General features: G+C 73.9%; 23 protein-coding genes and 1 tRNA gene. 16 read left to right on the top strand and 8 right to left on the bottom strand.

Going from position 1 to position 24,331, the window contains the following annotated elements; genetic code table 11:
- Positions 1 to 30 precede the first annotated feature (30 nt).
- The 3 genes from HCU62_RS11165 to HCU62_RS11175 all read left to right on the top strand — a co-directional run bounded on the left by HCU62_RS11165 (position 31) and on the right by HCU62_RS11175 (position 3,605).
- On the top strand, positions 31 to 234 hold the full coding sequence (locus HCU62_RS11165; protein ID WP_163298730.1) for a hypothetical protein: 204 nt from the start codon (positions 31 to 33) through the stop codon (positions 232 to 234).
- A gap of 56 nt (positions 235 to 290) precedes the next feature.
- The gene (locus HCU62_RS11170; RefSeq protein WP_163298731.1) at positions 291 to 1,067 is read left to right on the top strand and encodes a prepilin peptidase; all 777 of its coding nucleotides are present in this window, start codon (positions 291 to 293) and stop codon (positions 1,065 to 1,067) included.
- Between the two features lie 195 nt (positions 1,068 to 1,262).
- The gene (locus HCU62_RS11175; RefSeq protein ID WP_169755637.1) at positions 1,263 to 3,605 is read left to right on the top strand and encodes a hybrid sensor histidine kinase/response regulator; all 2,343 of its coding nucleotides are present in this window, start codon (positions 1,263 to 1,265) and stop codon (positions 3,603 to 3,605) included.
- Here HCU62_RS11175 and HCU62_RS11180 read toward each other — a convergent pair.
- Positions 3,602 to 4,345 carry a pseudouridine synthase gene (locus HCU62_RS11180; RefSeq protein ID WP_163299812.1) on the bottom strand — a complete coding sequence of 248 codons (744 nt, stop codon included), beginning with the start codon at positions 4,343 to 4,345 and terminating at the stop codon, positions 3,602 to 3,604. The genes HCU62_RS11175 and HCU62_RS11180 overlap by 4 nt on opposite strands.
- A 447-nt stretch (positions 4,346 to 4,792) precedes the next feature.
- Between HCU62_RS11180 and cbiD the strand changes: the two genes are divergently transcribed.
- The 12 genes from cbiD to HCU62_RS11240 all read left to right on the top strand — a co-directional run bounded on the left by cbiD (position 4,793) and on the right by HCU62_RS11240 (position 16,160).
- Positions 4,793 to 5,875 (top strand): cobalt-precorrin-5B (C(1))-methyltransferase CbiD, encoded by a 1,083-nt coding sequence (gene cbiD / locus HCU62_RS11185; RefSeq protein WP_163299813.1) that lies wholly within the window; start codon positions 4,793 to 4,795, stop codon positions 5,873 to 5,875.
- Position 5,876: 1 nt separating this feature from the next.
- A complete protein-coding gene (locus HCU62_RS11190) occupies positions 5,877 to 6,095 on the top strand; it encodes a uracil-DNA glycosylase (protein WP_343066736.1) in 219 nt (72 codons plus the stop codon).
- Complete coding sequence (cbiE, locus tag HCU62_RS11195) at positions 6,092 to 7,354, top strand: precorrin-6y C5,15-methyltransferase (decarboxylating) subunit CbiE (protein WP_169755639.1); 1,263 nt, start codon at positions 6,092 to 6,094, stop codon at positions 7,352 to 7,354. Before HCU62_RS11190 ends, cbiE begins: the two co-directional genes overlap by 4 nt.
- On the top strand, positions 7,351 to 8,682 hold the full coding sequence (locus HCU62_RS11200; RefSeq protein WP_163299392.1) for a 3-deoxy-D-manno-octulosonic acid transferase: 1,332 nt from the start codon (positions 7,351 to 7,353) through the stop codon (positions 8,680 to 8,682). Before cbiE ends, HCU62_RS11200 begins: the two co-directional genes overlap by 4 nt.
- 3 nt (positions 8,683 to 8,685) lie before the next feature.
- Positions 8,686 to 9,777 carry a tetraacyldisaccharide 4'-kinase gene (lpxK, locus tag HCU62_RS11205; RefSeq protein ID WP_169755641.1) on the top strand — a complete coding sequence of 364 codons (1,092 nt, stop codon included), beginning with the start codon at positions 8,686 to 8,688 and terminating at the stop codon, positions 9,775 to 9,777.
- Positions 9,778 to 9,800: 23 nt separating this feature from the next.
- On the top strand, positions 9,801 to 10,844 hold the full coding sequence (locus tag HCU62_RS11210) for a M42 family metallopeptidase (protein ID WP_163299394.1): 1,044 nt from the start codon (positions 9,801 to 9,803) through the stop codon (positions 10,842 to 10,844).
- Positions 10,845 to 10,849: 5 nt separating this feature from the next.
- Positions 10,850 to 11,458, top strand: a complete 609-nt coding sequence (gene rdgC, locus HCU62_RS11215; RefSeq protein ID WP_163299395.1) for a recombination-associated protein RdgC — start codon at positions 10,850 to 10,852, stop codon at positions 11,456 to 11,458.
- A complete protein-coding gene (locus tag HCU62_RS11220; RefSeq protein WP_181448071.1) occupies positions 11,458 to 12,003 on the top strand; it encodes a hypothetical protein in 546 nt (181 codons plus the stop codon). Before rdgC ends, HCU62_RS11220 begins: the two co-directional genes overlap by 1 nt.
- Before the next feature lie 65 nt (positions 12,004 to 12,068).
- Positions 12,069 to 13,478, top strand: coding sequence for a sensor histidine kinase (locus HCU62_RS12755; protein WP_163299396.1), 1,410 nt, complete (start codon positions 12,069 to 12,071; stop codon positions 13,476 to 13,478).
- 115 nt (positions 13,479 to 13,593) lie between these two features.
- Positions 13,594 to 14,583, top strand: a complete 990-nt coding sequence (locus HCU62_RS11230) for an energy-coupling factor ABC transporter permease (RefSeq protein WP_343066737.1) — start codon at positions 13,594 to 13,596, stop codon at positions 14,581 to 14,583.
- Between the two features lie 12 nt (positions 14,584 to 14,595).
- On the top strand, positions 14,596 to 15,408 hold the full coding sequence (gene cbiQ / locus HCU62_RS11235; RefSeq protein ID WP_169755645.1) for a cobalt ECF transporter T component CbiQ: 813 nt from the start codon (positions 14,596 to 14,598) through the stop codon (positions 15,406 to 15,408).
- Positions 15,405 to 16,160, top strand: a complete 756-nt coding sequence (locus HCU62_RS11240) for an energy-coupling factor ABC transporter ATP-binding protein (RefSeq protein WP_163299301.1) — start codon at positions 15,405 to 15,407, stop codon at positions 16,158 to 16,160. The genes cbiQ and HCU62_RS11240 overlap by 4 nt, the downstream gene beginning before the upstream one ends.
- 13 nt (positions 16,161 to 16,173) lie before the next feature.
- On the opposite strand, the gene der is transcribed toward HCU62_RS11240, so the two are convergent.
- The 4 genes from der to HCU62_RS11260 all read right to left on the bottom strand — a co-directional run bounded on the left by der (position 16,174) and on the right by HCU62_RS11260 (position 20,845).
- Positions 16,174 to 17,547, bottom strand: coding sequence for a ribosome biogenesis GTPase Der (gene der, locus HCU62_RS11245; protein WP_163299302.1), 1,374 nt, complete (start codon positions 17,545 to 17,547; stop codon positions 16,174 to 16,176).
- A 94-nt stretch (positions 17,548 to 17,641) separates the two neighbouring features.
- Positions 17,642 to 20,224, bottom strand: coding sequence for an ATP-dependent chaperone ClpB (gene clpB, locus HCU62_RS11250; RefSeq protein ID WP_163299303.1), 2,583 nt, complete (start codon positions 20,222 to 20,224; stop codon positions 17,642 to 17,644).
- A 252-nt stretch (positions 20,225 to 20,476) separates the two neighbouring features.
- Positions 20,477 to 20,552: transfer RNA gene (locus HCU62_RS11255), tRNA-Val, on the bottom strand.
- Between the two features lie 56 nt (positions 20,553 to 20,608).
- Positions 20,609 to 20,845 (bottom strand): hypothetical protein, encoded by a 237-nt coding sequence (locus tag HCU62_RS11260; protein WP_169755647.1) that lies wholly within the window; start codon positions 20,843 to 20,845, stop codon positions 20,609 to 20,611.
- Between the two features lie 271 nt (positions 20,846 to 21,116).
- Between HCU62_RS11260 and HCU62_RS11265 the strand changes: the two genes are divergently transcribed.
- The gene (locus tag HCU62_RS11265; RefSeq protein WP_163299305.1) at positions 21,117 to 21,317 is read left to right on the top strand and encodes a hypothetical protein; all 201 of its coding nucleotides are present in this window, start codon (positions 21,117 to 21,119) and stop codon (positions 21,315 to 21,317) included.
- On the opposite strand, the gene HCU62_RS11270 is transcribed toward HCU62_RS11265, so the two are convergent.
- The 3 genes from HCU62_RS11270 to xseA form a co-directional block, all read right to left on the bottom strand.
- Positions 21,314 to 21,745: a flagellar protein FlaG gene (locus tag HCU62_RS11270; protein WP_163299306.1), complete on the bottom strand. Its 432-nt coding sequence runs from the start codon at positions 21,743 to 21,745 to the stop codon at positions 21,314 to 21,316. The two genes, HCU62_RS11265 and HCU62_RS11270, sit on opposite strands and share 4 nt — an antisense overlap.
- Before the next feature lie 90 nt (positions 21,746 to 21,835).
- Positions 21,836 to 22,801, bottom strand: a complete 966-nt coding sequence (locus HCU62_RS12895) for a peptidoglycan DD-metalloendopeptidase family protein (RefSeq protein WP_169755649.1) — start codon at positions 22,799 to 22,801, stop codon at positions 21,836 to 21,838.
- A complete protein-coding gene (gene xseA / locus HCU62_RS11280) occupies positions 22,798 to 24,228 on the bottom strand; it encodes an exodeoxyribonuclease VII large subunit (RefSeq protein ID WP_163298216.1) in 1,431 nt (476 codons plus the stop codon). The genes HCU62_RS12895 and xseA overlap by 4 nt, the downstream gene beginning before the upstream one ends.
- Positions 24,229 to 24,331 lie beyond the last annotated feature (103 nt).

The following is a 24,331-nucleotide window of genomic DNA, read 5'->3' on the forward strand; positions in this document are numbered from 1 at the left end:
CCGATAAGTATGGCAAGGAGGGCACCTGTCATGGCCGTCTGGCGTTTCGCCGTGCAGTCCGACCAGGTCCGGATGGGCAACCGGCGGCGGCGCGCGCTCACCCGCGACGGCTGCAACGAACCCTTCAAGGGGCGCTTCTGGTGCCCGGCCCGGCGTTGGTTCCGGACCGAGCCCTGCCCCTTCGAAAGCCGCGACGAGTGCGCCAACTTCCGGGCCATGTGCGGCCGTCTCTGAGACCCGGCCCCACCCCGGGCCCGGGAGAGCGCCCTCTCCGCATCCTGGAGCCCTGAGTGGAACGAGCCGCACCGGTCCTTTTCGCCTTCGCCTTCGGGGCCTGCCTCGGCAGCTTCGCCAACGTCTGCATCCACCGGCTGCCCGCCGGGGCCTCCATCGTGCGCCCCCCCTCCGCGTGCCCCGCCTGCGGCCACGCCATCGCCTGGTGGGAGAACGTGCCGCTGTTGAGCTTCGTGTTCCTCCGGGGGCGGTGCCGGGGGTGCGGGGGCCGCATCTCGTGGCGCTACCCCGCGGTGGAGATCCTGTGTGGGGTCCTCGGCGCGGCCCTGTGGCTGCGCTTCGGCCCCACCCCGGCCCTGGCCGCCTACGGCCTCTTCTGCCTGGGGCTCGTGGTGGTGGCCTTCATCGACCTCGAGCACCGGATCATCCCGGACGTGGTCTCCCTGCCGGGCATCGCGGCGGGGCTCCTCGCCTCGCCGTGGCTGCCGGGGCTCTCCTGGATCGACGCCGTGCTGGGGGCGCTGGCCGGCGGGGGGATCCTCTACCTCGTGGCCTGGGGCTATTACCTCGCCACAGGCCGCCTCGGCATGGGCGGCGGCGACATCAAGCTGCTCGCCATGATCGGGGCCTTCCTCGGGTGGCAGGCGCTCCCCGTGGTGATCTTTTTGAGCGCGGCCGCGGGGGCCGTGGCGGGGCTCGCCGCCATGGCGGCCCGGGGCGGCGACCGGTACATGGCCATCCCCTATGGGCCCTTCCTGGCCGCCGCCGCCGTGGTGGCGCTCTTCCGGGGGCCCGAGCTCATGGCCTGGTACCTGGGGCTCTTGGGGGGGTGAAGGCCTGGCGTCACAAAAAGGTCGCGGCCTGCCGCGGTGCTCCGGATGCTCTCATCACTGCGGCGGCGCCAACCACGCCGGGTTTCTCGCGATGGTCACGCCTTGTCCTTGGTGATTCTCACCGAGCCATCCACTCGGCGGCTTTTCGGGCAACAAGTGGTTTCTGGTATAATATTTAGGGGTGATATTAACGAGATGCGCCAGCTCCATCCAGCGCGAGACAACGACCGGGCCTGCTGCCTCTTCGCCGTGGGGGTCCTGACCGGGATGGCCGCAGCCCGCCCGGCGGCCGCCGGGGCGCTCGGTGTCGGCTCGGTGGTGGTGGGCTACGACCACCGCATCCGCATGGCCGACCGGGCGGCGGCCCGGTCGGCCGGCGAAGGCGCCGCCCTGGTAGGCAGGCGCTGCCACGAGGTCTTCCACGGGCGGCCGGATCCCTGCGACCCCTCCGAGGTCCGCTGCCCCCTCCGGGAACTGTCGGCGGCGGCGGGCGGCGCTGCCCACAGGTGCCTCCACATCCACCGGGGTCCCGGCGGGGATTGCCTGGTGGAGGTCGTCGCCGTGGCCCTGGAGGGGGACGGCGGGGAGGAGGCCGGGGTGCTCCTGACCTTCACCCCGGCGGGGGCCGTGCCGGCGAACCGGGCCATGGTGGACCGGGCCACGGAGGGGCTCATGGCCTTCGACGCGGCGGGGCGCCTCGTCTCGGTGAACCGCCGGTGGTGCGAGCTCTTCGGCGTGGCCCCGGAAGCCGCCATGGGCAGACGCTTTTCGGACTTCGTCGCCCAGGGCGACCGGCCGCGGTGCGAGGCGGGTTTCGCCCAGGTGGCCGCCGGGGAGACCCACGAGTGCGCCGAGATCATGGGGCTGCGCCCCGACGGGACCACCTTTTCCGCCCGGGTGAACCTGGGCCCGGCCGAGGGCGCCGGGGGCGTCGCCGGGGCCGGGTCGGTCCGGGAGATCTCCGACGAGCTCGCTATGCAGGCCAGCCTGCGGGCGGCCGCCCGCTTCCGACGGGCCCTCCTCGACGGGCTCGGCGAGGGGGTGGTAGTGATCGATCGGGGCTACCGGATCCTCGAGGCCAACGCCGGCTATTGCCGCGCCCTCGGTCTCGCCCCCGGTTCGGCGGCGGGCCGGTCTTGCTACGAGGTGAGCCACGGGAGCGAGGTGCCGTGCTGGCAACTCGGCCCGGACCACGACTGCCCGGTCCGGGAGGCCTTCGAGAACGGCCGTCCCGCCAGCGCGGTCCACCGGCACCGGGACGCGGCCGGCCGGACCCGGTACATGGAGGTCCGGGCCATCCCCCTCCGGGACGAGGCGGGCCTGGTCTCCCAGGTCATCGAGACCCACACCGACGTCACCGAGAAGATGGAGCTCGAGAATCGCCTCGCCGCGGCCCAGCGCATGGAGGCACTCGGTACCCTGGCCGGCGGCGTGGCCCACGACCTCAACAACGTCCTCATGCCCATCATGGGCAACGTCCAGATCGCCCTCATGAAGTTGCCGGCGGACGAGCCGCTCCGCAAGAACCTGGAAGACGTCCTCCGGGCCGCCGAGCGGGCCGCGGACCTCATCCGCCGCATCCTCGCCTTCTGCCGGCGCCAGGTCATCGAGAAACGCCGCGTGGACCTCAACGAGGTGGTCCGCGGCCTCGAGACCCTGCTCCGGCGGCTCATCCGGGAGGACGTGGTGCTCGAGACCGTCCTCGCCGACGACCTCCGGGCGGTCTCGGCCGACCCCGGGCAGATCGAGCAGGTGCTGGTGAACCTGGCCGTGAACGCCCGGGACGCCATGCCGGAGGGGGGCACGTTGCTCATCGAGACCCAAAACGCCGACCGGGTCGACAGCGTCTGCAGCACCTGCGGGGAGCGGATCCGGGGCCCCCACGTCCTGCTCATGGTGAGCGACAGCGGGACGGGGATGGACGCCGAGACCCTCTCCCACATCTTCGAGCCCTTCTTCACCACCAAGGGGCCGGGGCAGGGCACGGGGCTGGGGCTGGCCACGGTGGTGGGGATCATGCACCAGCACGGCGGGCACATCAACGCCTACAGCGAGCCGGGCCACGGGAGCACCTTCAAGGTGTACCTGCCGGCGGCGGAACCGGCCGAGGCCCCGGCGCCCGGGGAGGAGGGGCATTTCGAGGCCGCCCCGGGCGGCCGCGAGACCGTCCTCCTGGTGGAGGACGACCCGGACGTCCGGCGGGTGGTGGCCCGGATGCTCGAGGGCCTGGGGTACACCGTCCTCACCGCCGCCAGCGGCCGGGAGGCCGTCCAGGTCTTCCGGTCCGGGCAGGGCCGGATCGATATCCTGCTGACCGACGTGGTGATGCCCGACATGGGAGGGAAGGAACTCGCCGACGAAATCACCCGGCTCCAGCCCGGCCTGCCCGTGGTCTTCACCAGCGGCTACAGCCTGAACGCGGTGCACCACCAGTTCGTCCTGGAGGCGGGGGTCCATTACCTCCAGAAGCCCTTCACCACCCACGATCTCGCGGTGAAGGTCCGGCAGGCCCTGGGCGGGGCCAAGGGCGGGGGTTAGCCCGTCTCCGCCCCGGCGAGGCCCGCGGCGGCCCTGAGCGCCGCCACCTCGGCCGGCTCCAGCGGGCGCCAGGCCCCGGGCGGGAGGTCGCCCAGGGCGAGGGGCCCCATGGCGACCCGGACGAGGCGGGTCACCGGGTGGCCCACCGCCTCGCACATGAGGCGGATCTGCCGCTTCCGCCCCTCCTTGAGAATCACCTCCAGGACCGACGCCCGGCGCGTGCCGCCCACCCGGCGTACCCGGCACGGCAGCGTCCGGCCGCCCTCGATCTCCACGCCGGCGGCCAGCCGCCCGAGGTCGTCCCGGGAGGGGCGCCCCCGGACCGTGACGAGGTAGGTCTTGTCCACCTTGAAGCGCGGGTGGAGGAGCCGGTGGGCCAGGGCGCCGTCGTTGGTGCACAGCAGCAGCCCCTCGCTGTCGAGGTCCAGGCGCCCCACCGGGAAGACCCGGGCCTTCACCCCCCGGAGGAGGCCCCGCACCGTGGGGCGGCCGAAGGGGTCGCGGAGGGTGGTCAGCACCCCCCGCGGCTTGTGGAGCAGGATGTAGACCGGGGCGGGCCCGGGGGCCACGGGCCGCCCGTCCACCGTCACGGACTGGGCCCCTGGGATCACCCGGGTCCCGAGCGTGGTGACCGCCACGCCGTCCACGGCCACCCGCCCCTGGCGGATGAGCTCCTCCGCCGCCCGGCGGGAGGCGACCCCCGCGTCGGCGAGGTATTTCTGGAGTCGAACCGGTTCCATCCAGGGCGCTCGGGCCCGCCGCCGGGCGCCGGCGGCGTTCCCCGCGGCGGGCGGAGGTTGTATGCCTGGATCCGTGGGCGTTCAAGGACGGGCCAGATCCAAGGCGGCAATAAAGTATATCGACGAGTTGATGACGTCGCGACAATCGCCAATGACGACATCGCGTCCCATCGCGCGGCGCACCATAAAGTACGCCTCGTTCCTCGCGATGGTCGGCCTTGTCCTTGGCGGTTCCCACCGAGCCATCCTCGCCCAGAAGGCGGCCCGTCATCGGGGGCCCCGAGGGGCGGCGGGGTGAGTCCGCCACGGAGGATCATGCCCGCCCATGGTCTCGAATCCCAGGCGAGTCGGCCCGATGTATCTAAAAGCCGCCGCGGATCTAGGGTATAGTCAGGGACACTTTAGTGCCGCCGGGCGGAAAGGGGAACCCGGCCGGGGACGCGAGCTGTGAAGAAGGAACTGCGCGAGGGCTTTACCACCGGGGCGTCGGCCGCCGCCGCGGCCGTGGCCGCGGCCCTGGCCGCCCTGGACCGCCGGGCCGGGGCCGGGGAGGTGGAGATCCCCTTCCCGGACGGCCGCCGCCGCGCCTTGCCGGTGGCGCACGCCGAGCGGACGGGCCCTGCCTCGGGCCGGGCCTCGGTGGTGAAGGACGCCGGCGACGACCCGGACGTGACTCACGGCGCCGAGATCGTGGCGGAGGTCGTCCTGCGCCCGTGGGACGGCGATGGCGACCGGGTCGCCATCCTCGGCGGGCCCGGGGTCGGCCGCGTGACCAAGCCGGGGCTCGCCGTCCCGCCGGGCGAGCCGGCCATCAACCCGGTCCCCCGCCGGATGATCCGCCGGGCCCTGGAAGAAGTCCTCCCGGGGGACGCCGGGGCGGCGGTCACGGTGAGCATCCCCGGGGGCGAGCGCCTGGCCGGGCGGACCCTGAACCGCCGGCTCGGGATCGTGGGCGGGTTGTCCATCCTCGGCACCACGGGTATCGTCAAGCCCATCTCCGCCGAGGCCTGGTGCGCCACCATCCGGGTGGCCATGGACGTGGCGCTGGCGGCGGGGCTCGACGGGGTGGTGCTGGCCACCGGCCGGACCTCCGAGCGGGCGGCCCGGCATCGGCTCGGGTGGCCGGAGGAGGCCTACGTGGGGATGGGCGACTACCTCGGCTACGCCGTGGCCGAGGCCGCCCGGCGGCCCTTCCGCCGGGTGGTGCTGGCCGCCCAGTGGGCCAAGATGATGAAGTGCGCCATGGGATGGGAGCAGACCCACGTCCGCCACGGGGCGCTCGCCGCCGGGGCGGCGCTGGAGTTCCTCCGGGGGCTCGCGCCCGGGGCGGGGACGGCCCTCCCCCGCCGGGCCAACACGGCGCGAGAGGTCTTCCACGCCCTGGAAGGGCGGCCGGAGGGGCCGGAGATCTTCGCCGCGGTGACGGCGGCGGCCGCCCGGCGGCTCCGGCCCCGGTTTCGGCCGGACCAGGCGTTCGGCTGCCTCCTCGTCTCGTATGCCGGGGGGGTGGCGGCGGCGGAGGGGTGCTGAAGTGGCGCGCGGCGGGGGGCCCGACCGGGACGGGGCCGCCTCCCCCGCCGGCCGGTGCATCCGGTGCATCCATTACTACGTGACGTGGGAGCCCCGGCACCCCCACGGGTGCCGGGGGTTCGGGTTCAAGAGCCGCGAGGCCCCGGAGTGGGTGGTCCGGGAGAGTTCCGGCGCGCCGTGCCGGCTCTTCGAGCCCCGGGGCGGCCGGGAGGGGAGATGAAGGCGACGGGCATGGAGCGCGGCGGGGCCGCGGCCGCCACCGGGGCGGAGATCTTCGTGGTCGGCGTGGGGGTGGGGGACCCCGGCCCGGCCCCGGGGGCCGGGGAGATCCTCGCCCGGGCCGGCCTCGTGGCGGCGGCCGAGCGGTTCCGCCCCCTCGTTCCACCCGGGTGCCGGTGGGTGCCGGTGGCGCCGGTGGCGGCGGCGCTGGAACGGGTCGGCGCCTGGCGGGGGCCGGGCCCGGCGGTGGTCCTCGCCTCGGGCGACCCGCTCTTTTTCGGGATCGGCCGGCGCCTCCTCGAGGCCTTCGGGCCCGGCCGGGTGGCCGTGATCCCGGCGGTCACCAGCATCCAGCGGGCCTGCGCCGCCTTCCGCATCCCCTGGGACGACATGGCCTTCGTGAGCCTCCACGGGCGGGGGGACGACATCCTGCCCGCCCTGGCTCCGGCGCTCCTCCCCGGCCGGCCCGTGAAGGCGGCCGTCTTGACGGATGCGGGCCACGGGCCGGAACGGGTGGCGGCCGCCCTGGCCGAGCTGGCGCCGCGGGACCTGCGGCTCCACGTGGCCGAGGACCTGGGCGGCCCGGGAGAGCGCCTTTCGTCCTTCGCCCTCGAGGAGGCCGCGGCCCGGCGCTTCCACCCCCTCAACGTGGTCCTCGTCACCGGCCCGGCCCAGGGGCCGCCGCCGGCCTTCGGTCGGGCCGAGGCGGCCTACGCCACGGACGGAGGGCTCATCACCAAGCGGGAGGTCCGGGCCGTGGTCCTGGCCTTCCTCGAGCTGGCCGGGGCCGGGGTCCTCTGGGACGTGGGGGCCGGCAGCGGCGCGGTCTCCGTGGAGGCGTGCGGGCTGGTCCCGGGGCTCCGGGCCTTCGCCGTGGAACGGGACCCCCGGCGGATCGAGCACGTCCGGCGCAACCGGGCCCGCTTCTTCGTGCCGGGGCTCGTGCCGGTGGCCGGAGAGGCACCGGCGGCGCTGGCGGGGCTGCCCGACCCGGACCGGGTCTTCTTGGGCGGCGGGGCCGGGCGTCCCGGCCTCCTGGACGCCGTGCTCCCGAGGCTCGGGCGCGGGGGGCGCCTGGTGGCCACCGCGGCCACCCTGGAGACCCTGCACCGGCTGCTCGAGGGCTTCTCCGGCCGGGGGTTCCGGACGGAGGTCACCGAGGTCCAGGCGGCCAGGGGGCGGGCCCTGGGCGGGGGGACGGGCCTTTCCGGCCTGAACCCGGTCTTCGTGGTGGCCGCCCGGCGGGAGCCGGCGGCGTGAAGGCCGGCCCTCCCTCCCGGCCGCCCCTCGGGTGGCTCGGCCTCTACAACGGGCTCCAGCTCGCGGCGCTCCCGGCGGCCGGGCCGGCGGCCCTGGCCTACGGCCTGCTCCGCCGGAAGTACCGGGCGCATCTCGCCCAGCGCCTCGGCCGGGCCCCGGCACCGCCTCCCCGGCGGGCCGGCGGCGGTCCACGGATCTGGATCCACGCCCTGTCGGTGGGCGAGGTGAACGCCGCCGTACCCCTCGTCCGGGCCCTGGCCGCCCGCTGGCCCGGGGCGGTGCTCGTGGTCACGGCCTCCACGGCCACCGGGCTCGAGACCGCCCGGCGCCGCCTCGGCGGCCTGGCCCGGGTGGTGGCGGCGCTCCCCTTCGACCTGGCGCCCCTGGCCCGGCGGGCGGTGCGGCGCTTCGACCCGGACGCCTTCGTCCTGGTGGAGACGGACCTCTGGCCGAACCTCCTCTGGACCCTGGCCCGCCGGGGGGTGCCCGCCGTCCTGGTCAACGGGTCGGTCTCGGCCCGGGCGGCCCGGCGGCTCTCCCGGGTGCCGGGCCTCGTCCGCCTGCTCTACGGCCCCTTCCGCCGCCTCGCCATGCAGTCGGGCGACGACCGCGACCGGCTGGCCGCCCTGGACGTGGACCCCGGCCGGCTCCTGACCCCCGGGAACCTCAAGTTCGACCTCGCCGTCCCGGAGATGACCGAGGCGGACCGGGCGGCGCTCCGCTCCCTCATGGGGTTTCCCCCGGAGGCGCCCGTCTGGGTGGCCGGGAGCACCCACCCCGGCGAGGAGGCGGCGGTGCTCGCGGCCTACGCCGAGGCCCGGGCCGCGGCGCCGGATCTCCGGCTGGTCGTGGCGCCGCGGGACCCGGGCCGCGGTGCGGATGTGGCGGCCATGGCCGCCGCGGCGGGCCTCCGGGTCCGGCGGCGGAGCGAGGCCGCCGGGACGGCGGGCCCGGGCGGGACGGACGTCTTCGTGCTGGATACCCTGGGGGAGCTGGCCCGGTCCTACGGAATCGCCGACGTCGCCTTCGTGGGCGGCAGCCTCGTCCCCGTGGGCGGGCACAACCTCCTCGAGCCCGCGGCCTTCGGGATCCCGGTGCTCTTCGGGCCCGAGACGGAGAGCTGCCGGGAGGTGGCCGGGGCGCTGGCCCGGTCCGGCGGCGGAGTGGAGGTGGCCGACGCCGGGGCGCTGGCCCGCGCGGTGGAAAGTTATCTGGCCGATCCGCCGAAAAGGAGGGAGGCGGGGCGGCGGGCCCGGGAGCTGGTGGAGCGCCACCGGGGCGCGGTGGACCGAACCGTGGCCCTGCTGTCGGAGATCCTGGAGGATTGACGGGTGACGGACCGGAGACTGGCCATGCTGTTCCGACTGGGACGGCCGCTGTCCCCCCTCTACGAGACCCTGATGCGGGTGCGCGCCCGGGCCTACGAGCGCGGGATCCTGGACGTCCTCCAACTCCCCTGCCCGGTGATCTCCGTGGGGAATCTCTCCCTGGGCGGCTCCGGCAAGACGCCCCACGTGGTGGCCGTTGGGCGGTGGCTCCGGGGGCGGGGAATCCGCCCGGCGGTGGTGAGCCGTGGCTACGGCGGCCGGCGGGCCCGGGGCGGGCCGCGGGTGGTCTCCGACGGGGACTTCCTGCATGCCACGGCGGCGGAGGCCGGGGACGAGCCGGTTCTCATCGCCGAGTCGCTGCCCGGCGTCCCGGTGGTGGTGCACCCGGACCGGTACGCGGCGGGACGTACCGCCGTGGCGCGATTCCACCCGGACCTCGTGCTCCTGGACGACGGTTTCCAGCACCAGCGCCTCGGCCGGGACGTGGACCTCGTGCTCTTGCCCGCGGCGGCCCCCTTCGGGACGGGGCGGGTCTTTCCGGGCGGCGACCTCCGCGAGCCGCCCGACGCCCTCCGGCGGGCCTCCGCCGTGCTCTTGACCGGGGCCGAGTGGCTGACGGACGCGGAATGCGAGCGGAGCCGTCGCCAGGTCCAGGCCGTGGCCCCGGGCTGCCCGGTCTTCCTGAGCGCCGTGCGCCCCACGGGGCTCTCGGACCTTGCGGGGAACCCCCTTCCCATGGAATACCTGGAGGGGACGCCGGTGGCGGCCTTCTGCGCCGTGGGGCGCCCGGAGGGGTTCTGGGACCTCCTGCGCGACATCGGGGCCGACCTCCGGCGGCAGGCGGCCTTCCGCGATCACCACGCCTACCGGGAGCGGGACCTCGAGGGCCTCGAAGCGGCGGCCCGCGGGGCGGGGGCCAAGGCCCTCGTGACCACCGCCAAGGACGCCGTCAAGGTCCGCGACCTGGCCGGGGTCCGGAGTAAGGACCGCCTGCCCGTCTGGGTCCTGGAGGTGGAGGTCCGCCCCGAGGAGGGCTTCTGGCACTATCTCATCGGCCGGCTGGGGCCGCTGTTGTCCCGTTCCATCCCGGCCTAGGCCGGGCGGGGGAGAGAGGGCAGTTGGAATTCTCGTTGCTTCGCGAGTTGTCGGCGGCGCCCGGGGTCTCCGGGGCCGAGGACGCGGTCCGGGCGCTGGTGCGCCGGGAGCTCGCGGCCCTCGGCGCCGAGGTCGAGGCGGATGGGATGGGCAACCTCGTGGCCCGCGTCCCCGGCCCGGGGCCGCGCCTCCTGGTGGCCGCCCACATGGACGAGGTGGGCCTCTTGGTGCGCCACGTGGACGAGGGCGGTTTCTGCCGGGTGGTCACCGTGGGCGGCATCGACCCCCGGGTCCTCTACGGGCAGGCCGTGGTGGTCCGGGGGGAGCGGGATCTCGCCGGCGTGATCGGCGCGGCGCCGCCCCACCTCGCCGGCGGGGGGGACCGGGAGCGGGTGGTCCCGGTGGACGAACTCTTCGTGGACCTCGGGCTGCCCCCCGGCGAGGCGGCCGCCCTGGTCCGGCCGGGAGACCCGGTGACCTTTCCCGCCTTCTGGGCGGAGAACGACTGGGGCGTCCAGGCCCGGGCCCTGGACGACCGGGCGGGGCTCTTCGTCATGCTGGAGGCGCTTCGCCGGGCGGGGCGCCCGGCCTGCGACCTCTACCTTGCGGCCACGGTCCAGGAGGAGGTGGGGCTGCGCGGGGCGGTCCCCGTGGCCGACCGGGTGCGGCCGGACCTGGTCCTCGTCCTGGAGGGGACGGTGGCCAACGACCTCCCCGGCGTGCCCCCGCACCAGGTGCTCGCCGCCCTGGGACGCGGGCCGGAGCTCCGCCTGAGCGACGGCCGTTTCCTGGCGGACCGCGAGTGGACGGGGTTCGCCGCCGAGGTGGCGGCGGCCGCCGGCCTGCCCCGCCAGGTGGTGGTCAAGAAGGTGGGGGGGACGGATGCCGCGGTCTTCCAGAACGCCGGCGGGGCGGCCCGGGCGGCGGTCCTCTCCCTCCCCGTGCGCTACCTCCACGCCCCGGTGGGGGTGGCTTGCAAGGCGGACATCGAGGCGGCGGTGGCCCTCACCGCCGCCCTCATGGAACAGGCCCCGGCCTTCCGCCCGGGGCGGGGCCGGGGGGAGTGAGGCGCATGGGGATCCTTTCAGCGGCCGTGGGTGTCACCCGGTACCGGGTGGTGGACCCGGTCCCCGGGGACTTCTGGAGCTGGGCCGCCGACCGGGTGGCGGCCCGGGCCTTCCGCGAGCGGGAGCCGGATACCGCCGAGCGCCGTTCCGGGTGGGCCGCCGTGGCCCACCCCCTGGAAGAAGGCGTGACGCTTGCCGACATGGCCTTCGGGGACTACCTGGTCCTGGCGCTCCGCGTGGACGAGCGCCGGTTGCCCGCCGCGGTGCTCAAGAAGCACTGCCTCAGGGAAGAGGCCCGGGTGGCCGCCGAGACGGGCCGGCGCCGGCTGCCGCGGCAGCATCGGGCCGAGATCCGGGAACGGGTTCGCCGGTCGCTGCTCGCGCGGGCCCTGGCCGTTCCCAAGACCGCCGACTTCACCTGGCACGTCTCCACCGGGCAGGTCCTCTTCCTCTCGTGCCAGACCGGCCTGCGGGAGGCCTTCGAGGATCTCTTCCTCCGCACCTTCGAGCGCCGGCTCCACCCGGTGGTGCCCTATCTCCTCGCCCAGGAACTCTTGCCGGACGTCGATCGGCGCCGCGCCCTGGCGGAACTCCGGGCGGAGGTCCTGGTCTGATGGCGGAGAGCCCCGTCCTCGACCTCCTCCGGGAGAAGGGGTTCCTGGGCCGGGATTTCCTCACCTGGCTCTGGGTGACCAGCGAGCTGCGGGGCGGCGTGGTGGCCGTCCCCGGCGAGGGCGACGTGGAGGTGGCCTTCGAGCGTTTCCTGGTGCTTGAATCGGGGGAGGGGGAAGCGAGCCGGAGCCTCACCTGCCGGGGGCTCCAGGCCGAGCTCGACGAGGCCAAGGCGGGGCTCGCCTCCGGGAAGAAGGTGGCCCGGGCCCATCTTCGGCTCGGGCGGGGCCAGGACGCCTGGCGGCTCACCCTCCGGGGCGACAGCCTCGACGTCTCGTCGCTCCGGGTGCGAAAGGGGGTCCCCGGGGCGGAGGAGGCCGACGACGAGATCGCCTTCGAGGGACGGGTCCTCGAGCGGGCCGCCCTGCTGGAACAGGCGGTGGCCACCCTGGACCTCCTCTTCCGGGCCTTCTTGGACGTCCGCCTGGACCCGGAGGCCTGGGCCGGTTTCCGCTCCGGCATCCGGCGGTGGCTGGAGCGGGGCTGACGGGCGGCCCCGCCCGGGACGGCGGCCGGGGATGCCGGGGCGATGGTCGTACCTGAAGGGGACCCATGCGGCCCAACCTCGGCTTCAAGATCATCCTCGTCTTCCTGACCAGCCAGTTCGTGCTGCTGGCCGTCCTCGGGTTCCTGTACGCCCGGCGGGGGGTGGAACTCCTCGAGGAGGAACTGGTGGAGCGGGGCCGGTCCATCGCCCACTACCTCGCCCACGCCAGCGTGGAGGGCGTGCTCCGGAAGGACCCGGACCTCCTCCAGACGCCGGTGATCGGGGCCCTCATCCAGCGGGACGTGGTGGGGGTGCGCATCGAGGACCTCAACGGGACGGCCCTCGTGGACGTGGGCGACACCCACGACGCCCCCGGCGTGACCCTCTTCGAGGCCGTGGTGCAGGAGCGGAAGGCCCACGCCGATGCGGAGACCGAGCTCTACCTCCTGGGGATCGAGGACTGGTCCAAGGACGTGGGCCGGGTGCAGGTCTACGTCTCCCGGAAGGCCATCCGGGCCAAGATGGGCGAGCTCAAGCTCTACATCCTGCTGCTCTCCCTGGTGGGGCTCGCCGTCACCGGGACCCTCGGGATCTGGCTCATCCGGCTCTTCGTCTCGGGCCCCGTGGGGGCCCTGGCCGAGGGCGTGCGCCGGATCTCCGGCGGGGACCTCGACACCCGGGTCGTGCTGCGATCCAACGACGAGCTGGCGGACCTCGCCCGTGCCTTCAACGGCATGGTGCGCTCCCTCCGGCGACAGATCACCGAGCGGGTGGCCATGGCGAGCCGGGCGGCCCAGCGCCGGAACCTCGTGATCCTCGGCGAGCTCTCCGCCATGCTCCTCCACGAAGTGGGCAACACCCTCAACCGGTTCGGGGTCATCCGCTACCGGCTGAGCCAGGAGACCCTCTCCCCCCAGGGGGAGGAGGCCCTCGAGGAGTTCGAGCGGGAACTGGGCAGCCTCGACCGCTTCACCCGAAACGTCTCCCTCTTCTCCCGGAAGCCCGAGGTGAAGCTCGTCCCGGTGGACCTTGCCGCCCTGGTCCAGACCCTGGTGGCCTCCATGCGGCTCATGGACCCGAAGGGGGTGGACTTCCAGGTGGAACTCCCCCGGGGGGAGGGCTGCACGGCCCTCCTCGACGAGGAGCTGGTGCGCCACGCCCTCCTCAACCTGGTCAAGAACGCGGTGGACGCCGTGGCCCCCGGCGGCCGGGTGGAGGTCCGGCTCCAGGAGGCCGGCGGCAACTGGGAGATCCGCATCTCGGACAACGGCCCGGGGATCCCCCCGGACCGCCTGGAAGACGTCTTCACCCCCTTCTTCTCCACCAAGGGCCCGGAGGGGACCGGCCTCGGCCTCGCCATCGCCCGCTCCTTCATCGAGGCCCACGGGGGGCGGCTCACCGTGGAGAGCCGCCCGGGCCGGACCACCTTCACCGTGCGCCTTCCCGCCCACGGCCTCGAGGGCGCCGCCGGCTGACCCCGCCGCCCCTTGACACCCGGCCCGGGGGCGGGTAGGGTGGTCGTGTTGTTACGATTTTATAAAAAATAGCACGGCGGCCGCCGGGCGCCGGAAAGGGGATCGAGACATGCACATGGCCGACGCATTGCTCTCGCCCGGGGTGGGGGCGGTGATGTGGGGGGCGGCCGCCGCCGGGGTGGGCCACGCGGCCCGGCGGCTCCGATCGGCGCCGGAGGGGCGGGCGTCCCTCATGGGGGTCCTCGGGGCCTTCGTCTTCACCGCCCAGATGATCAACTTCGCCATCCCGGGAACGGGTTCCAGCGGGCACCTGGTGGGCGGGCTGCTGCTTGCGGTGCTGCTCGGGCCCCACGCGGCGCTCGTGGTGATGACGTCCATCCTGGCGGTCCAGGCCCTCTTCTTCGCCGACGGGGGGCTCTTGGCCCTCGGCGCCAACATCGCCAACATGGGCCTCGTCCCGTGCTACGTGGCCTATCCCCTCTACCGGCGCCTGGCCGGGGCCGACCCGACCCCGGCCAGGCGCGCCGCCGCGGCCGTGGCGGCCGCCGTGGCGGGCTGCGAGATCGGGGCCCTCGGCGTGGTGCTGGAGACCACGGCCTCGGGGATCGCCTCTCTCCCGGCCGGGACCTTCCTGCTCCTCATGCTCCCCATCCACCTCCCCATCGGTCTCGTGGAGGGAGGGGTGACCGCCGCCGTGGTGAGCTACCTGGCCCAGGCGCGGCCGGAGTGGGCGGCGGGCGGCCCGGCCTCGGCGGCCGGGGCCGGACGGGGGCTGCTCGCGGCCGTGGCCGCCGCGGCGGTGGTGACCGGCGGGTGCCTGGCCTGGACCGCCTCGGACCTCCCGGACGGGCTCGAGTGGTCGGTGGCCCGGGTGACGGGGACGGCCGGCGAGGCGGGCGTCGCGGGCGCGGTCTCCCGGGCCCACGACCTCTTCTCCGGCCTCCAGGAGCGGACGGCATTCCTCCCCGGTTATGCCTTCCGCTCGCCGGCGGCGGGCGAGCGGCTCGGCACCAGCGTCTCCGGCCTCGTCGGCGGCGGGCTCACCCTGGCGCTGGCGGGCCTCTTCGGCTGGGCCATCTCCCGCCGCCGGGCCGGGCCGGGCTGATCCCCCGGCGCCGTGGCGGACCTCCAGCGCGCGCTGCTCGGGCTCGGGCGGCTCGACGAACTGGCCCGGGGGGAGAGCCCCGTCCACCGGATCGACCCGAGGGCCAAGGTGGCGACGGGGCTCTTCTTCGCCGCGGCGGTGGTCTCCTTCGACCGCACCACGGTGGCCGCCCTCATGCCCTACGCCTTCTTCCCGGTGTACCTGGCCCGCCGGGGCGGAGTGCCGATCGGGTTCCTGGCGCGGCGCCTGGCCGTGGCCATGCCCTTCGCCCTGGCGGTGGCCCTGCCGAACCCCTTCTTCGACCGGGCGGAGGTCTTCCGGGTGGGGCCGGTGGGCGTCACGGGGGGGTGGCTGTCGCTGGCCTCGGTGATGGTCCGGTTCGTCCTCACCGCCGGCGCCGCCCTGGCGCTGGCGGCCACCACGGGCATTTCCGGGATCTGCCGGGGGTTGGCCGGGCTGGGTGTCCCGCGGGCCGTGGTGACCCAGCTCCTCCTCCTCTACCGCTACCTCTTCGTGCTGCTCGAGGAGGGGCTCCGGACGCTCCGGGCCTGGCGCCTCCGCTCCTTCGCCCCCGGTCCGCCGCCGCTCCGGCTCTTCGTCCCCATGGCGGGCCGGCTCCTCCTCCGCACCCTCGACCGGTCGGGCCGACTGCACATGGCCATGCTGGCCAGGGGGTTCGACGGGAGGGTCCACGCCGTCCGGCCGCTCCGGTTCGGCCCGCGGGACGTGGCCTTCCTGGCCGGCTGGACCTTCTTCTTCGCCGCGGCGCGCTGGGTGGACCTTTCCGCGTGGCTCGGGCGGCTGGCGACGGGGGGGCTGCCGTGAGCCATCACATCGTGGCCGTGGAAGACCTCGCCTTCACCTTCCCCGACGGGACGGAGGCCCTCCGGGGCGTCTCCTTCCGGATCACCCACGGGGAGGCGGTGGCGGTGGTGGGGGCCAACGGGAGCGGGAAATCCACGCTGCTCGCCCACCTGAACGGCGGCCTCTTCCCCACTCGGGGTCGGGTCCGCATCGGGGACTTCCCCATCACCCGGGCCGGACTCCACGACGTCCGCCGGACCGTGGGGATGGTCTTCCAGGACCCGGACGACCAGCTCTTCATGCCCACCGTCTACGAGGACGTGGCCTTCGGCCCCCTCAACCTCGGCTGTCCCGCGGAGGAGGTGGAGGCCAGGGTGCGCCGGGCCCTCGAAGAGGTGGGCGCCTGGCGGCTGCGGGACCGGCCGCCCTACCGCCTCTCGGGCGGGGAGAAACGCCTGGTCTCCATCGCCGCCGTGCTCTCCATGGATCCGTCCATCCTCGTCATGGACGAGCCCACCGCCAACCTCGACCCCCTGGCCCGGCGGCGGGTGATGGAACTCGTGGCCTCTTTCCACCACACGCGGATCATCGCCACCCACGACCTCGACCTGGCCCTGGACCTCTGCCCGCGGACCATCGTGCTGGGCGAGGGGCGGGTGGCCGCCGACGGCCCCACCGAGGAGATCCTCCGGGACGGGGCCTTCCTGGCGGCCCACCACCTGGAGCTGCCCCTCCGGCTCCAGGGATGCCCCGTCTGCGGCCGGGCCGGGTAGGGGAAGGCGCCGGTCAGGCGCGGCGTTCCCGCTCGCGGAAGCGGAGGCGGACCGGGGTGTGTTCGAGGCCGAGCTCCGCCCGGAACCGGTTGGCGAGAAAGCGCCGGTACGAGGTGGGGATGGCCTCGGGGTAGTTGGCGAAGACCAGGAAGGTGGGCGGACGCGCGGCCACCTGGGTGGTGTAGTAGAGGCGGACGTGGCGGCCGCGGGACATGGGGGGCTGGCGGGCCGCGAGTGCCCGCTGGAGGGCCTGGTTGAGGCGCCCGGTGGGGATCTCGGCCTCGTACTGGGCCGCCACCTCGTCCACGGCGGCCAGCAGCCGGTCCACCCGCCGGCCGGTGCGGGCCGAGAGGAAGAGGCGCGGGGCGTAGGGGACGAACCGGGCGGCCCTTTCGAGCTCCGTCCGCCGGCGGCGGGAGAGGTCCGGGTCGCCCTGCACGAGGTCCCACTTGTTGCACGCCACCACGCAGCCCTTCCCCGCCTCGGCCACGTAGCCGAGGATCCGCTGGTCCTGCTCCGATATCCCCTCGCGGGCGTCGAGGACCACCACGGCCACGTCCGCGTCCTCGAGGGCCTCCAGCGCCTTCACCACGCTGAACTTCTCCACCCGGTCCCGGATCCGCGCGCGGCGCCGGATCCCGGCGGTGTCCACCAGGAGGATGTCGCGGGCCCCCGGCCGGGTCAGGAGGGTGTCCACGGCGTCGCGGGTGGTGCCGGGGACGTCCGTCACGATCATCCGGGGGGCCCCCACGAGCCGGTTGACCAGGGAGGACTTCCCGGCGTTCGGCCGGCCCAGGAGGGCGACCCGGACGGGTTCGGTGGCCTCCGCCGGGGCCGGCTCCCCGGATGCCGGGGCGTCTTCGCCTTCGGGGGGCGGCCCGAGGGCCTTGGCGATGCGGTCCCGCAGGCGGCCGATCCCCCGGCGGTGCGCCGCGGAGACGGGGAGCACCTCCGCGCCCAGCTCGTAGAACTCGGGGAGGAAGGCCTCCTGCCGGGGGCCGTCCACCTTGTTGACCACGAGGAGCAGCGGCCGGCCCCGCCGGCGGAGGAGATCCACCAGCTCGCGGTCGGCGGCGGAGAGCCCCCGGCTCCCGTCCAGGACCAGAACGGCGAGGTCGGAGGCCTCCACCGCCGCGAGGGTCTGCTCGTGGGTGCGCCGGGTGATGACGTCGCCGCCGTCGCCACCGGCCGTGAGCCCGCCCGTGTCCAGCAGGCGGACGGTGACGCCGCCGCAGGCCACGGCGGCGGCCCGGGTGTCTCGGGTCACCCCCGGCGTGGCGTCCACCAGGGCCCGGCGGGACCGGGTCAGCCGGTTGAAGAGGGTGGATTTGCCGACGTTGGGGCGTCCGACGAGGGAGACGGTGGGGAGGCGGGATGTGGCGTCCATGGCGGGGTGTCGGTCGGGTGCAGGCGGACGGCGACCGGGGCGATTAAACCTGTTGCCCCGGCCGCCGTCAACAGGGACGCCGGCGCCGCGCGCCCTACTTCCGGGAGAACTGCACCCGGCCGTTCTCGTCCACGTCGGCCACGATGGTGTCGCCTTCCTTGAAGGCGCCCTCGAGCACCTTGAGGGCCAGGGGGTCCTCCAGGTGGCGCTGGATGGCGCGCTTCAAGGGCCGGGCGCCGAAGTTCGGGTCGTAGCCCACCTCGGCGATCCAGGCCTTGGCCCGGTCGGTGACCTCGAGCGCGAAGCCGTGTTCTGCCAGGCGGTTGCGCAGGTAGCCGAGCTGGATGTCCACGATCCGGGTCAGGTGCTCCCGGGTGAGGGCGTGGAAGATGATGACCTCGTCCACCCGGTTCAGGAACTCGGGCCGGAAGTGGGCTCGGAGCGCCTCCGTCACCCGGCGTTCCATCTCCTCGGGATCCTGGATCTCCTGGATGAACTGGCTCCCGATGTTGGAGGTCATGATGATGATGGTGTTCTTGAAGTCCACCGTCCGGCCCTTGCCGTCGGTGAGGCGCCCGTCGTCCAGGATCTGGAGCAGGATGTTGAAGACGTCGGGATGGGCCTTCTCGATCTCGTCGAAGAGGATCACCGAGTAGGGCCGGCGGCGGATGGCCTCGGTGAGGTAGCCGCCTTCCTCGTAGCCCACGTAGCCCGGCGGCGCGCCGATGAGCCGCGCCACGGCGTGCTTCTCCATGAACTCGCTCATGTCGAGGCGGACCATGGCCTGCTCGGTGTCGAACATGAACTCGGCCAGGGCCCGGGCGAGCTCCGTCTTTCCGACCCCCGTGGGGCCCATGAAGATGAAGGAGCCGATGGGGCGGTTGGGGTCCTGGAGGCCGGCGCGGGCGCGGCGGACGGCGTTGGAGACGGCCTCCACGGCCTTCTCCTGCCCGATGACCCGGCGCCGGAGGAGTTCCTCCATGTGGACCAGTTTCTCCCGCTCGCCCTCGAGGAGCTTGGCCACGGGGATGTTGGTCCACTTGGAGATGATGGCCGCGATGTCCTGGGCGTCCACCTCTTCCTTGAGCATCCGGGTGCCGTCGCGCTGGAGTTCCTCGAGGCGTCGCTGCTCGGCCTCGACCTCCTTCTCTAGGTCGGGGATCTTGCCGTAGAGGATCTCGGCCACCTTGTTGAGGTCGCCCTGGCGCTGGTAGCGCTCGGCCTCGCCCCGGAGCTGGTCGATCCGCTCCTTGAGGTCGCGGATCTTCTGGATGGTGCCCTTCTCCTGCTGCCACCGGGCCTTGAGGGCGTCGCTCTGCTCCCGGAGGTCGGCCACCTCCTTGTCGATCTTGCCGAGCCGGTCCCTGGAAGCGGGGTCGCTCTCCTTCTTGAGGGCCTCGCGCTCGATCTCGAGCTGCATGATGCGGCGCTCGATCTCGTCGATCTCCGCCGGGAGGCTGTCAATCTCGATGCGGAGCTTGGCCGCCGCCTCGTCGATGAGGTCGATGGCCTTGTCCGGGAGGAACCGGTCCGTGATGTAGCGGTGGGAGAGGGTGGCCGCCGCCACGATGGCGGAGTCCTTGATCCGGGTGCCGTGGTGCACCTCGTACTTCTCCTTGAGCCCCCGGAGGATGGCGATGGTGTCCTCCACGGAGGGCTCCTCCACCAGGACCGGCTGGAAGCGGCGCTCCAGGGCGGCGTCCTTCTCGATGTACTTCCGGTACTCGTCGATGGTGGTGGCGCCGATGCAGTGGAGCTCGCCCCGGGCGAGGGCGGGCTTGAGCATGTTGGAGGCGTCCATGGCCCCCTCGCTGGCCCCCGCGCCCACCAGGGTGTGGATCTCGTCGATGAAGAGGATGACCTCCCCCTGGCGCTCCGCCACCTCCTTGAGGACGGCCTTGAGCCGTTCCTCGAATTCGCCCCGGTACTTGGCGCCGGCGATGAGGGCCCCCATGTCCAGGGCCACGATGCGCCGGTCGCGCAACGTCTCGGGGATGTCGCCGGCCACGATGCGCTGGGCGAGTCCCTCCACGATGGCGGTCTTGCCCACGCCTGGCTCGCCGATGAGGACCGGGTTGTTCTTGGTCCGCCGGGAGAGGACCTGGATCACCCGGCGGATCTCCTCGTCGCGCCCGATGACCGGGTCGAGCTTGCCCTGGCGGGCCAGCGCCGTCAGGTCCCGGGCGTACTTCTCGAGGGCCTGGTACTTGTCCTCGGGGTTGGGGTCGGTGATGCGCTGGGAGCCGCGGATGGCGGCCATGGCCTTCATGAAGGCGTCCCGGTCGACGCCGCGGCCCGAAAGCGCCTGGGCGGCCCGGGTATGGCCGGCCTCCAGCATGGCCAGGACGAGGTGTTCCTGGCTGACGTACTCGTCCTTCATCTCGTCGGCCACGGCGAAGGCCCGGTCGAGGACCTGCTTGAGGTTCGGCGAGATGTAGACCTGGGCGGCCCCGCTGACCTGGGGCAGCTTCTTCAGGGCCTCCTCGAGCTCCGCCTGGATCCCGGGGATGTCGGCCCCGAGCTTCTTCAGGATGGAGGCGACGATGCCCTCCGGGTGGTCGAGCAGGACCTTGAGCAGGTGCTCCGGCTCGATCTGCTGGTGCCCGCGGCTCTCCGCGAGCTGCTGGGCCTCCTGGAGGGCCTCCTGGGATTTCATGGTGAACTTGTCGAATCGCATGGCCATTGGATGGTTCTCCGTCCGTCTTTCGGTGATGGGGCGGGGCACCGGGTGCCGCCGCCGTCACAGCGAAGCTAAGGACGGGGGGCGGGCATGTCAACCGGGAAGGCAGAAAAAGTTTCGTATTATCGAGGAGATTCGGCCCGGCGCCGGGGCGGCGGGCCCGGCCGGGCCGCCGGGACGAAAAAAAAGGCCCCTCTTGTGGAGGGGCCTGAGGTCGTTCAAGGGCTTTTGACCCGTTGAAGTAGGACCTGGTGGGCGGTGCTGGATTCGAACCAGCGACTTCCACCGTGTGAGGATGGCACTCTAACCGCTGAGTTAACCGCCCTGGAGTAGGGCAGTATTTAGCCCAAACGGGCGCAGAGCGCAAGACCCCGGTGGGGTTCAGAGCCGCCGGGCCTCGCGTTCCATCTCCTTTAGTTTTTTCTGGTAGAATTTCAGGCACTTCTTGATGAAGCGCCGCTTGCCCCGCTCGGTGGTGAGGTCTTCCCGCTCCACCGGCGCGTCCCAGCAGGCCAGGCAGACCAGCTTGGTGGGGAGGCTGAGATCCATGAGGGTGCGGATCTTGTTTTCGTAGTATTCCTTCCGGGCGTTGAGACGGATCCTGCGGTCCCGGGTCACATCGCAAATCGGCGGCTTCGGGGAAGCCTTGTGCGAACCCACGAGTGACATGGCGCCCTCCTTGCAACGTTGTGTTCTCGGCCGGATCGGCTATGATTCGGCCAGGCGGCCGCTCATGCCGCAGACCACCACCATGAGATCTCTGTCAAAAATTATAGCACTCCTTTTTCTTTTTTGGCAAGTAGCCTCGGTTCCACCGTCAACTTTCGCCGCGGTCCCCGCCGCGCCGGCCCCCGGGGGCGAGGGGTGTTTCGCCTGCCACCCGGGGCACTTGCCGGAGGACCACCCCGATATCGCCTCGTGCGGGGGGTGCCACGCAAACGGGTGCGGCACCGAGGGCCATTGCGGCGCCGGCAACTGCTTCGCCTGCCACGACTGCCTCACCTTCCCGCTGGATCACGTCGACCTCTCCCTCTGCGCCGGCTGCCATTCCCGGGCCTCCGGGTGCGGCGGCGGCCCCGCGCCGCCCTAGGCCCGCTTGTCCACCAGGAGGCCGCCGGGGTCGAGGTCGTCCTTCTGGCCGGTGCGGATGAGCTCCTCGGGCGGGATCTGGCGGACCACCTCCCCGGTCTCCTTGTCCACGATCTGGACCACCAGGGTCCCGGTCTCCTCGAGAACGGTCCACCTCACCTCGAGGTTGGGCACGTTCTCGAGCTGGCGCGCCAGGCGGTCGACGAGGTCGGCCTCTTCGGCCGTGGCCCCGGGCCGGAGGGAGGCCCCCCGGTCCCGGCCGGTGCGGTCGCTGGAGGGCGGCTTCCGGTTTTCGGGGCCGATGCGCTGGAAGCCGTTCCGCTCCGCCTTGTCCACCGGGCGGATGGCCGGGGCGTCCCGCGCCTCGGGTTGGAACCGGGCCACCGGCGGGAGCGCGGTCCCCGGGATCTGGATGCCCTTGCTGTCCATGCAGGTCCTCCCGCGGCCTGTCGCCGTCCTACTCTACTTATCGAGTGGCCGCGGGGAGGGGTTGAAAACGGGAGGTCGCCCCCGCCGGGGTCAACGGGGGCTGCCGAGGAGGGCGATCAGGGCCTCGGGGTCGAGGCGCTCGCCGAGGAGGCTCACGCCCCAGTGGAGGTGGGGGCCCGTGGCCCGGCCCGAGGCGCCGGAGCGGCCGACGACCTGGCCGCGCCGGACCTGCTGCCCCGCCGTGACCGCGAACTCCGCCAGGTGGGCGTAGATGGAGAAGAGGCCGCCCCCGTGGTCCAGGACCAGGGTCTTGCCGCTCAGGTAACAGTCGCGGGCCAGCACCACCCGGCCGGCGTTGGCGGCGCGGACGGGCGTCCCCGCCGCGGCGCGCAGGTCCACCCCGGAGTGGGGGCTCCGGGGCTGGCCGTTCAGGATCCGCCGGAGGCCGAAGGGGCTCAGGACCGGGCCGTCCACGGGGCGGAGAAAGGGCGGCTCCCAGTGGATCTCCGGGGAAAGCCCTCCGCAGGCCCGGCGGACCGCTTCCTGGTCGCGCCGGACCCGGCGCAGGACCTTGGGGGGGAATTCCACCATCTTCTCCGGCAGCTTCAGGCGCTCGGCCGGGAAGCTCTTGGGGCGGACCCGGAGGCGCCGCTTCAGGGTGCGCCGGCCCGGCCGGCCCTCGAGCCGGAGCACCAGGTCGTAGCGGCCGGGGGGCGTCCGGAGCCCCGCCCCCACGAGGGCCACGTACCCGCCGTCGGCGGCCGGGTGGACGGGGACCGCCCGTCCCCGGAAGTGCAGCCCGCGGACCGCGGCCCCCGGCGGGGGATGGATCCGGACCAGGGCGATGCCCCCCGGGGGGATCTCCGCCGGGGTGACGTCCAGGGCCGCCGGCGCCCCCCACGCCGGGGCGAGCCAGGCAAGGACGGCGAGGGCGGCGAGCGCCGGCCGCCATGCCCTGAACGGGATCGCCTTCAGGGGAGGGGCGGGGCGCCGCGCGGGCGGGGGGGCGCCGGCGGTCCGCCGGTCGGCGATGGGGGCCATGCCGTCGTCCTTCACGGGGTCTCTCCTGGATCCTTATCGGACGTCTCGAGGACCTTCGCCAGGATTTGCCCCCGTTGCGGCCGGATGCGGAGCCTGTCACCCGGGGCCACCCCGGCCGCGTCCCGCACCAGGGTCTCCTCCGGCAGGCGGACCACCAGGCTGTAGCCCCGGCCGAGGACGGCCAGGGGGCTGACGGCCTCGAGGTGGGCTGCGAGATCCTCGAGCCGGCGGCGGCGGGCCGCCAGGGCCACGGCGAGGGCGCGGGGGAGCCGGAGGGCGAGGCCGCGCAGCGCCACCCGAGCCTCGCGCACCCGGCCGGAGGGGTCGGTCGCTTCGAGCCGGCGGCGGGCCCGGGCGAGCCGGTCCGAGGCCGCCGAGAGCCGGACCCGGGCGGCTTCCCGGAGCCGGGCCCGGGCCCGGTCCAGGGCCAGGCGATGCTCGAGGAGCCGGCGGCGGGGATCCCGGAGCCGGCCCTTGAGGGCGTCGAGGCCCCGGCCGGCGGCCGCCAGGCGCCGGGCCGCGGCCCCGGCCAGGTGTTTCTGCAGGTCGGTCAAGCGCCGCCGCCACTGGGCGGCCTCCGGGAAGACCGCCTCGGCGGCGGCGGTGGGGGTGGCGGCCCGCCGGTCCGCGGCGAAGTCGGCGATGGTGAAGTCGATCTCGTGCCCCACGGCCGAGACCACCGGCACGGGGCAGGCGGCCACGGCCCGGGCCACCTCCTCGCTGTTGAAGGCCCAAAGGTCCTCGATGGATCCGCCCCCGCGGGCGAGCACCACCACGTCGCCGGGCCGGGCCGCCTCGCCGGCCAGTTCCAGGGCCCGGCGGAGGTCCCCCGGGGCCTCGGCTCCCTGGACCCGCGACGGGACGAGGACGATGCGGGCCGGGCGGAACCTCGCCCTGGCGGTCCGGACGAAGTCGTGGAAGGCCGCCCCGGTGGGCGAGGTCACCAGGAAGACCCGGTCGGGGAAGGCGGGCAGGGGGCGTTTTCGGGCTTCGTCGAAGAGCCCCTCGGCGGCGAGGCGGCGCTTGAGCTGCTCGAAGGCCAGCCGGAGTGCCCCCTCGCCGGCGGGTTCCGCGTATTCCACCACCAACTGGAGATCCCCCCGGGCCGGGTAGACGTTGAGGCGGCCGAGGCAGAGGATATGGCGGCCGTCCTCCGGGCGGAAGGCGAGGCGCGCCCCCTGGGCCCGGAAGAGCACGCACCGGAGACTGGCCGCCTCGTCCTTCAGGGTGAAGTAGAGGTGCCCGGAGGCCGGGGCCCGGAGGTTGGAGACCTCACCTTCCACCCAGACGGGGGGGAAGGCGGCGTCCAGGGCCCCCTGGACGGCGTGGTGGAGTTCCGCCACCCGCCACACCCGGCGTTCCCCGGGGGCGGCGGCATCCTCGGGCGTCTCGGGGAGGGCCGAGGGCGGGAAGAGGGCCCGGAGCAGCAGGTCGTCGTCCATGCCGGCATGGTAGCCTCCCGGGAGGGACCGGGGCAAGGCTTGATGGCGTCGCAAAGATGCGCGGGCTTCGGATGTTTTTGTCATTGCGGCGTAGCTCAAGTAC

This window comes from Dissulfurirhabdus thermomarina, from assembly GCF_012979235.1.
Lineage (GTDB): Bacteria > Desulfobacterota > Dissulfuribacteria > Dissulfuribacterales > Dissulfurirhabdaceae > Dissulfurirhabdus > Dissulfurirhabdus thermomarina.

What these genes read in the sequence shown, in the direction of transcription:
- rdgC (WP_163299395.1), top strand. Translation starts at nt 10,850, where the DNA reads ATGGGGATCCTTTCAGCGGCCGTGGGTGTCACCCGGTACCGGGTGGTG.
- HCU62_RS11175 (WP_169755637.1), top strand. Translation starts at nt 1,263, where the DNA reads ATGCGCCAGCTCCATCCAGCGCGAGACAACGACCGGGCCTGCTGCCTC.
- xseA (WP_163298216.1), bottom strand. Translation starts at nt 24,228, where the DNA reads ATGGACGACGACCTGCTGCTCCGGGCCCTCTTCCCGCCCTCGGCCCTC.
- HCU62_RS11165 (WP_163298730.1), top strand. Translation starts at nt 31, where the DNA reads ATGGCCGTCTGGCGTTTCGCCGTGCAGTCCGACCAGGTCCGGATGGGC.
- HCU62_RS11230 (WP_343066737.1), top strand. Translation starts at nt 13,594, where the DNA reads ATGGCCGACGCATTGCTCTCGCCCGGGGTGGGGGCGGTGATGTGGGGG.
- clpB (WP_163299303.1), bottom strand. Translation starts at nt 20,224, where the DNA reads ATGCGATTCGACAAGTTCACCATGAAATCCCAGGAGGCCCTCCAGGAG.
- HCU62_RS12755 (WP_163299396.1), top strand. Translation starts at nt 12,069, where the DNA reads ATGCGGCCCAACCTCGGCTTCAAGATCATCCTCGTCTTCCTGACCAGC.
- HCU62_RS11180 (WP_163299812.1), bottom strand. Translation starts at nt 4,345, where the DNA reads ATGGAACCGGTTCGACTCCAGAAATACCTCGCCGACGCGGGGGTCGCC.
- HCU62_RS11220 (WP_181448071.1), top strand. Translation starts at nt 11,458, where the DNA reads ATGGCGGAGAGCCCCGTCCTCGACCTCCTCCGGGAGAAGGGGTTCCTG.
- HCU62_RS11270 (WP_163299306.1), bottom strand. Translation starts at nt 21,745, where the DNA reads ATGGACAGCAAGGGCATCCAGATCCCGGGGACCGCGCTCCCGCCGGTG.
- der (WP_163299302.1), bottom strand. Translation starts at nt 17,547, where the DNA reads ATGGACGCCACATCCCGCCTCCCCACCGTCTCCCTCGTCGGACGCCCC.
- cbiE (WP_169755639.1), top strand. Translation starts at nt 6,092, where the DNA reads ATGAAGGCGACGGGCATGGAGCGCGGCGGGGCCGCGGCCGCCACCGGG.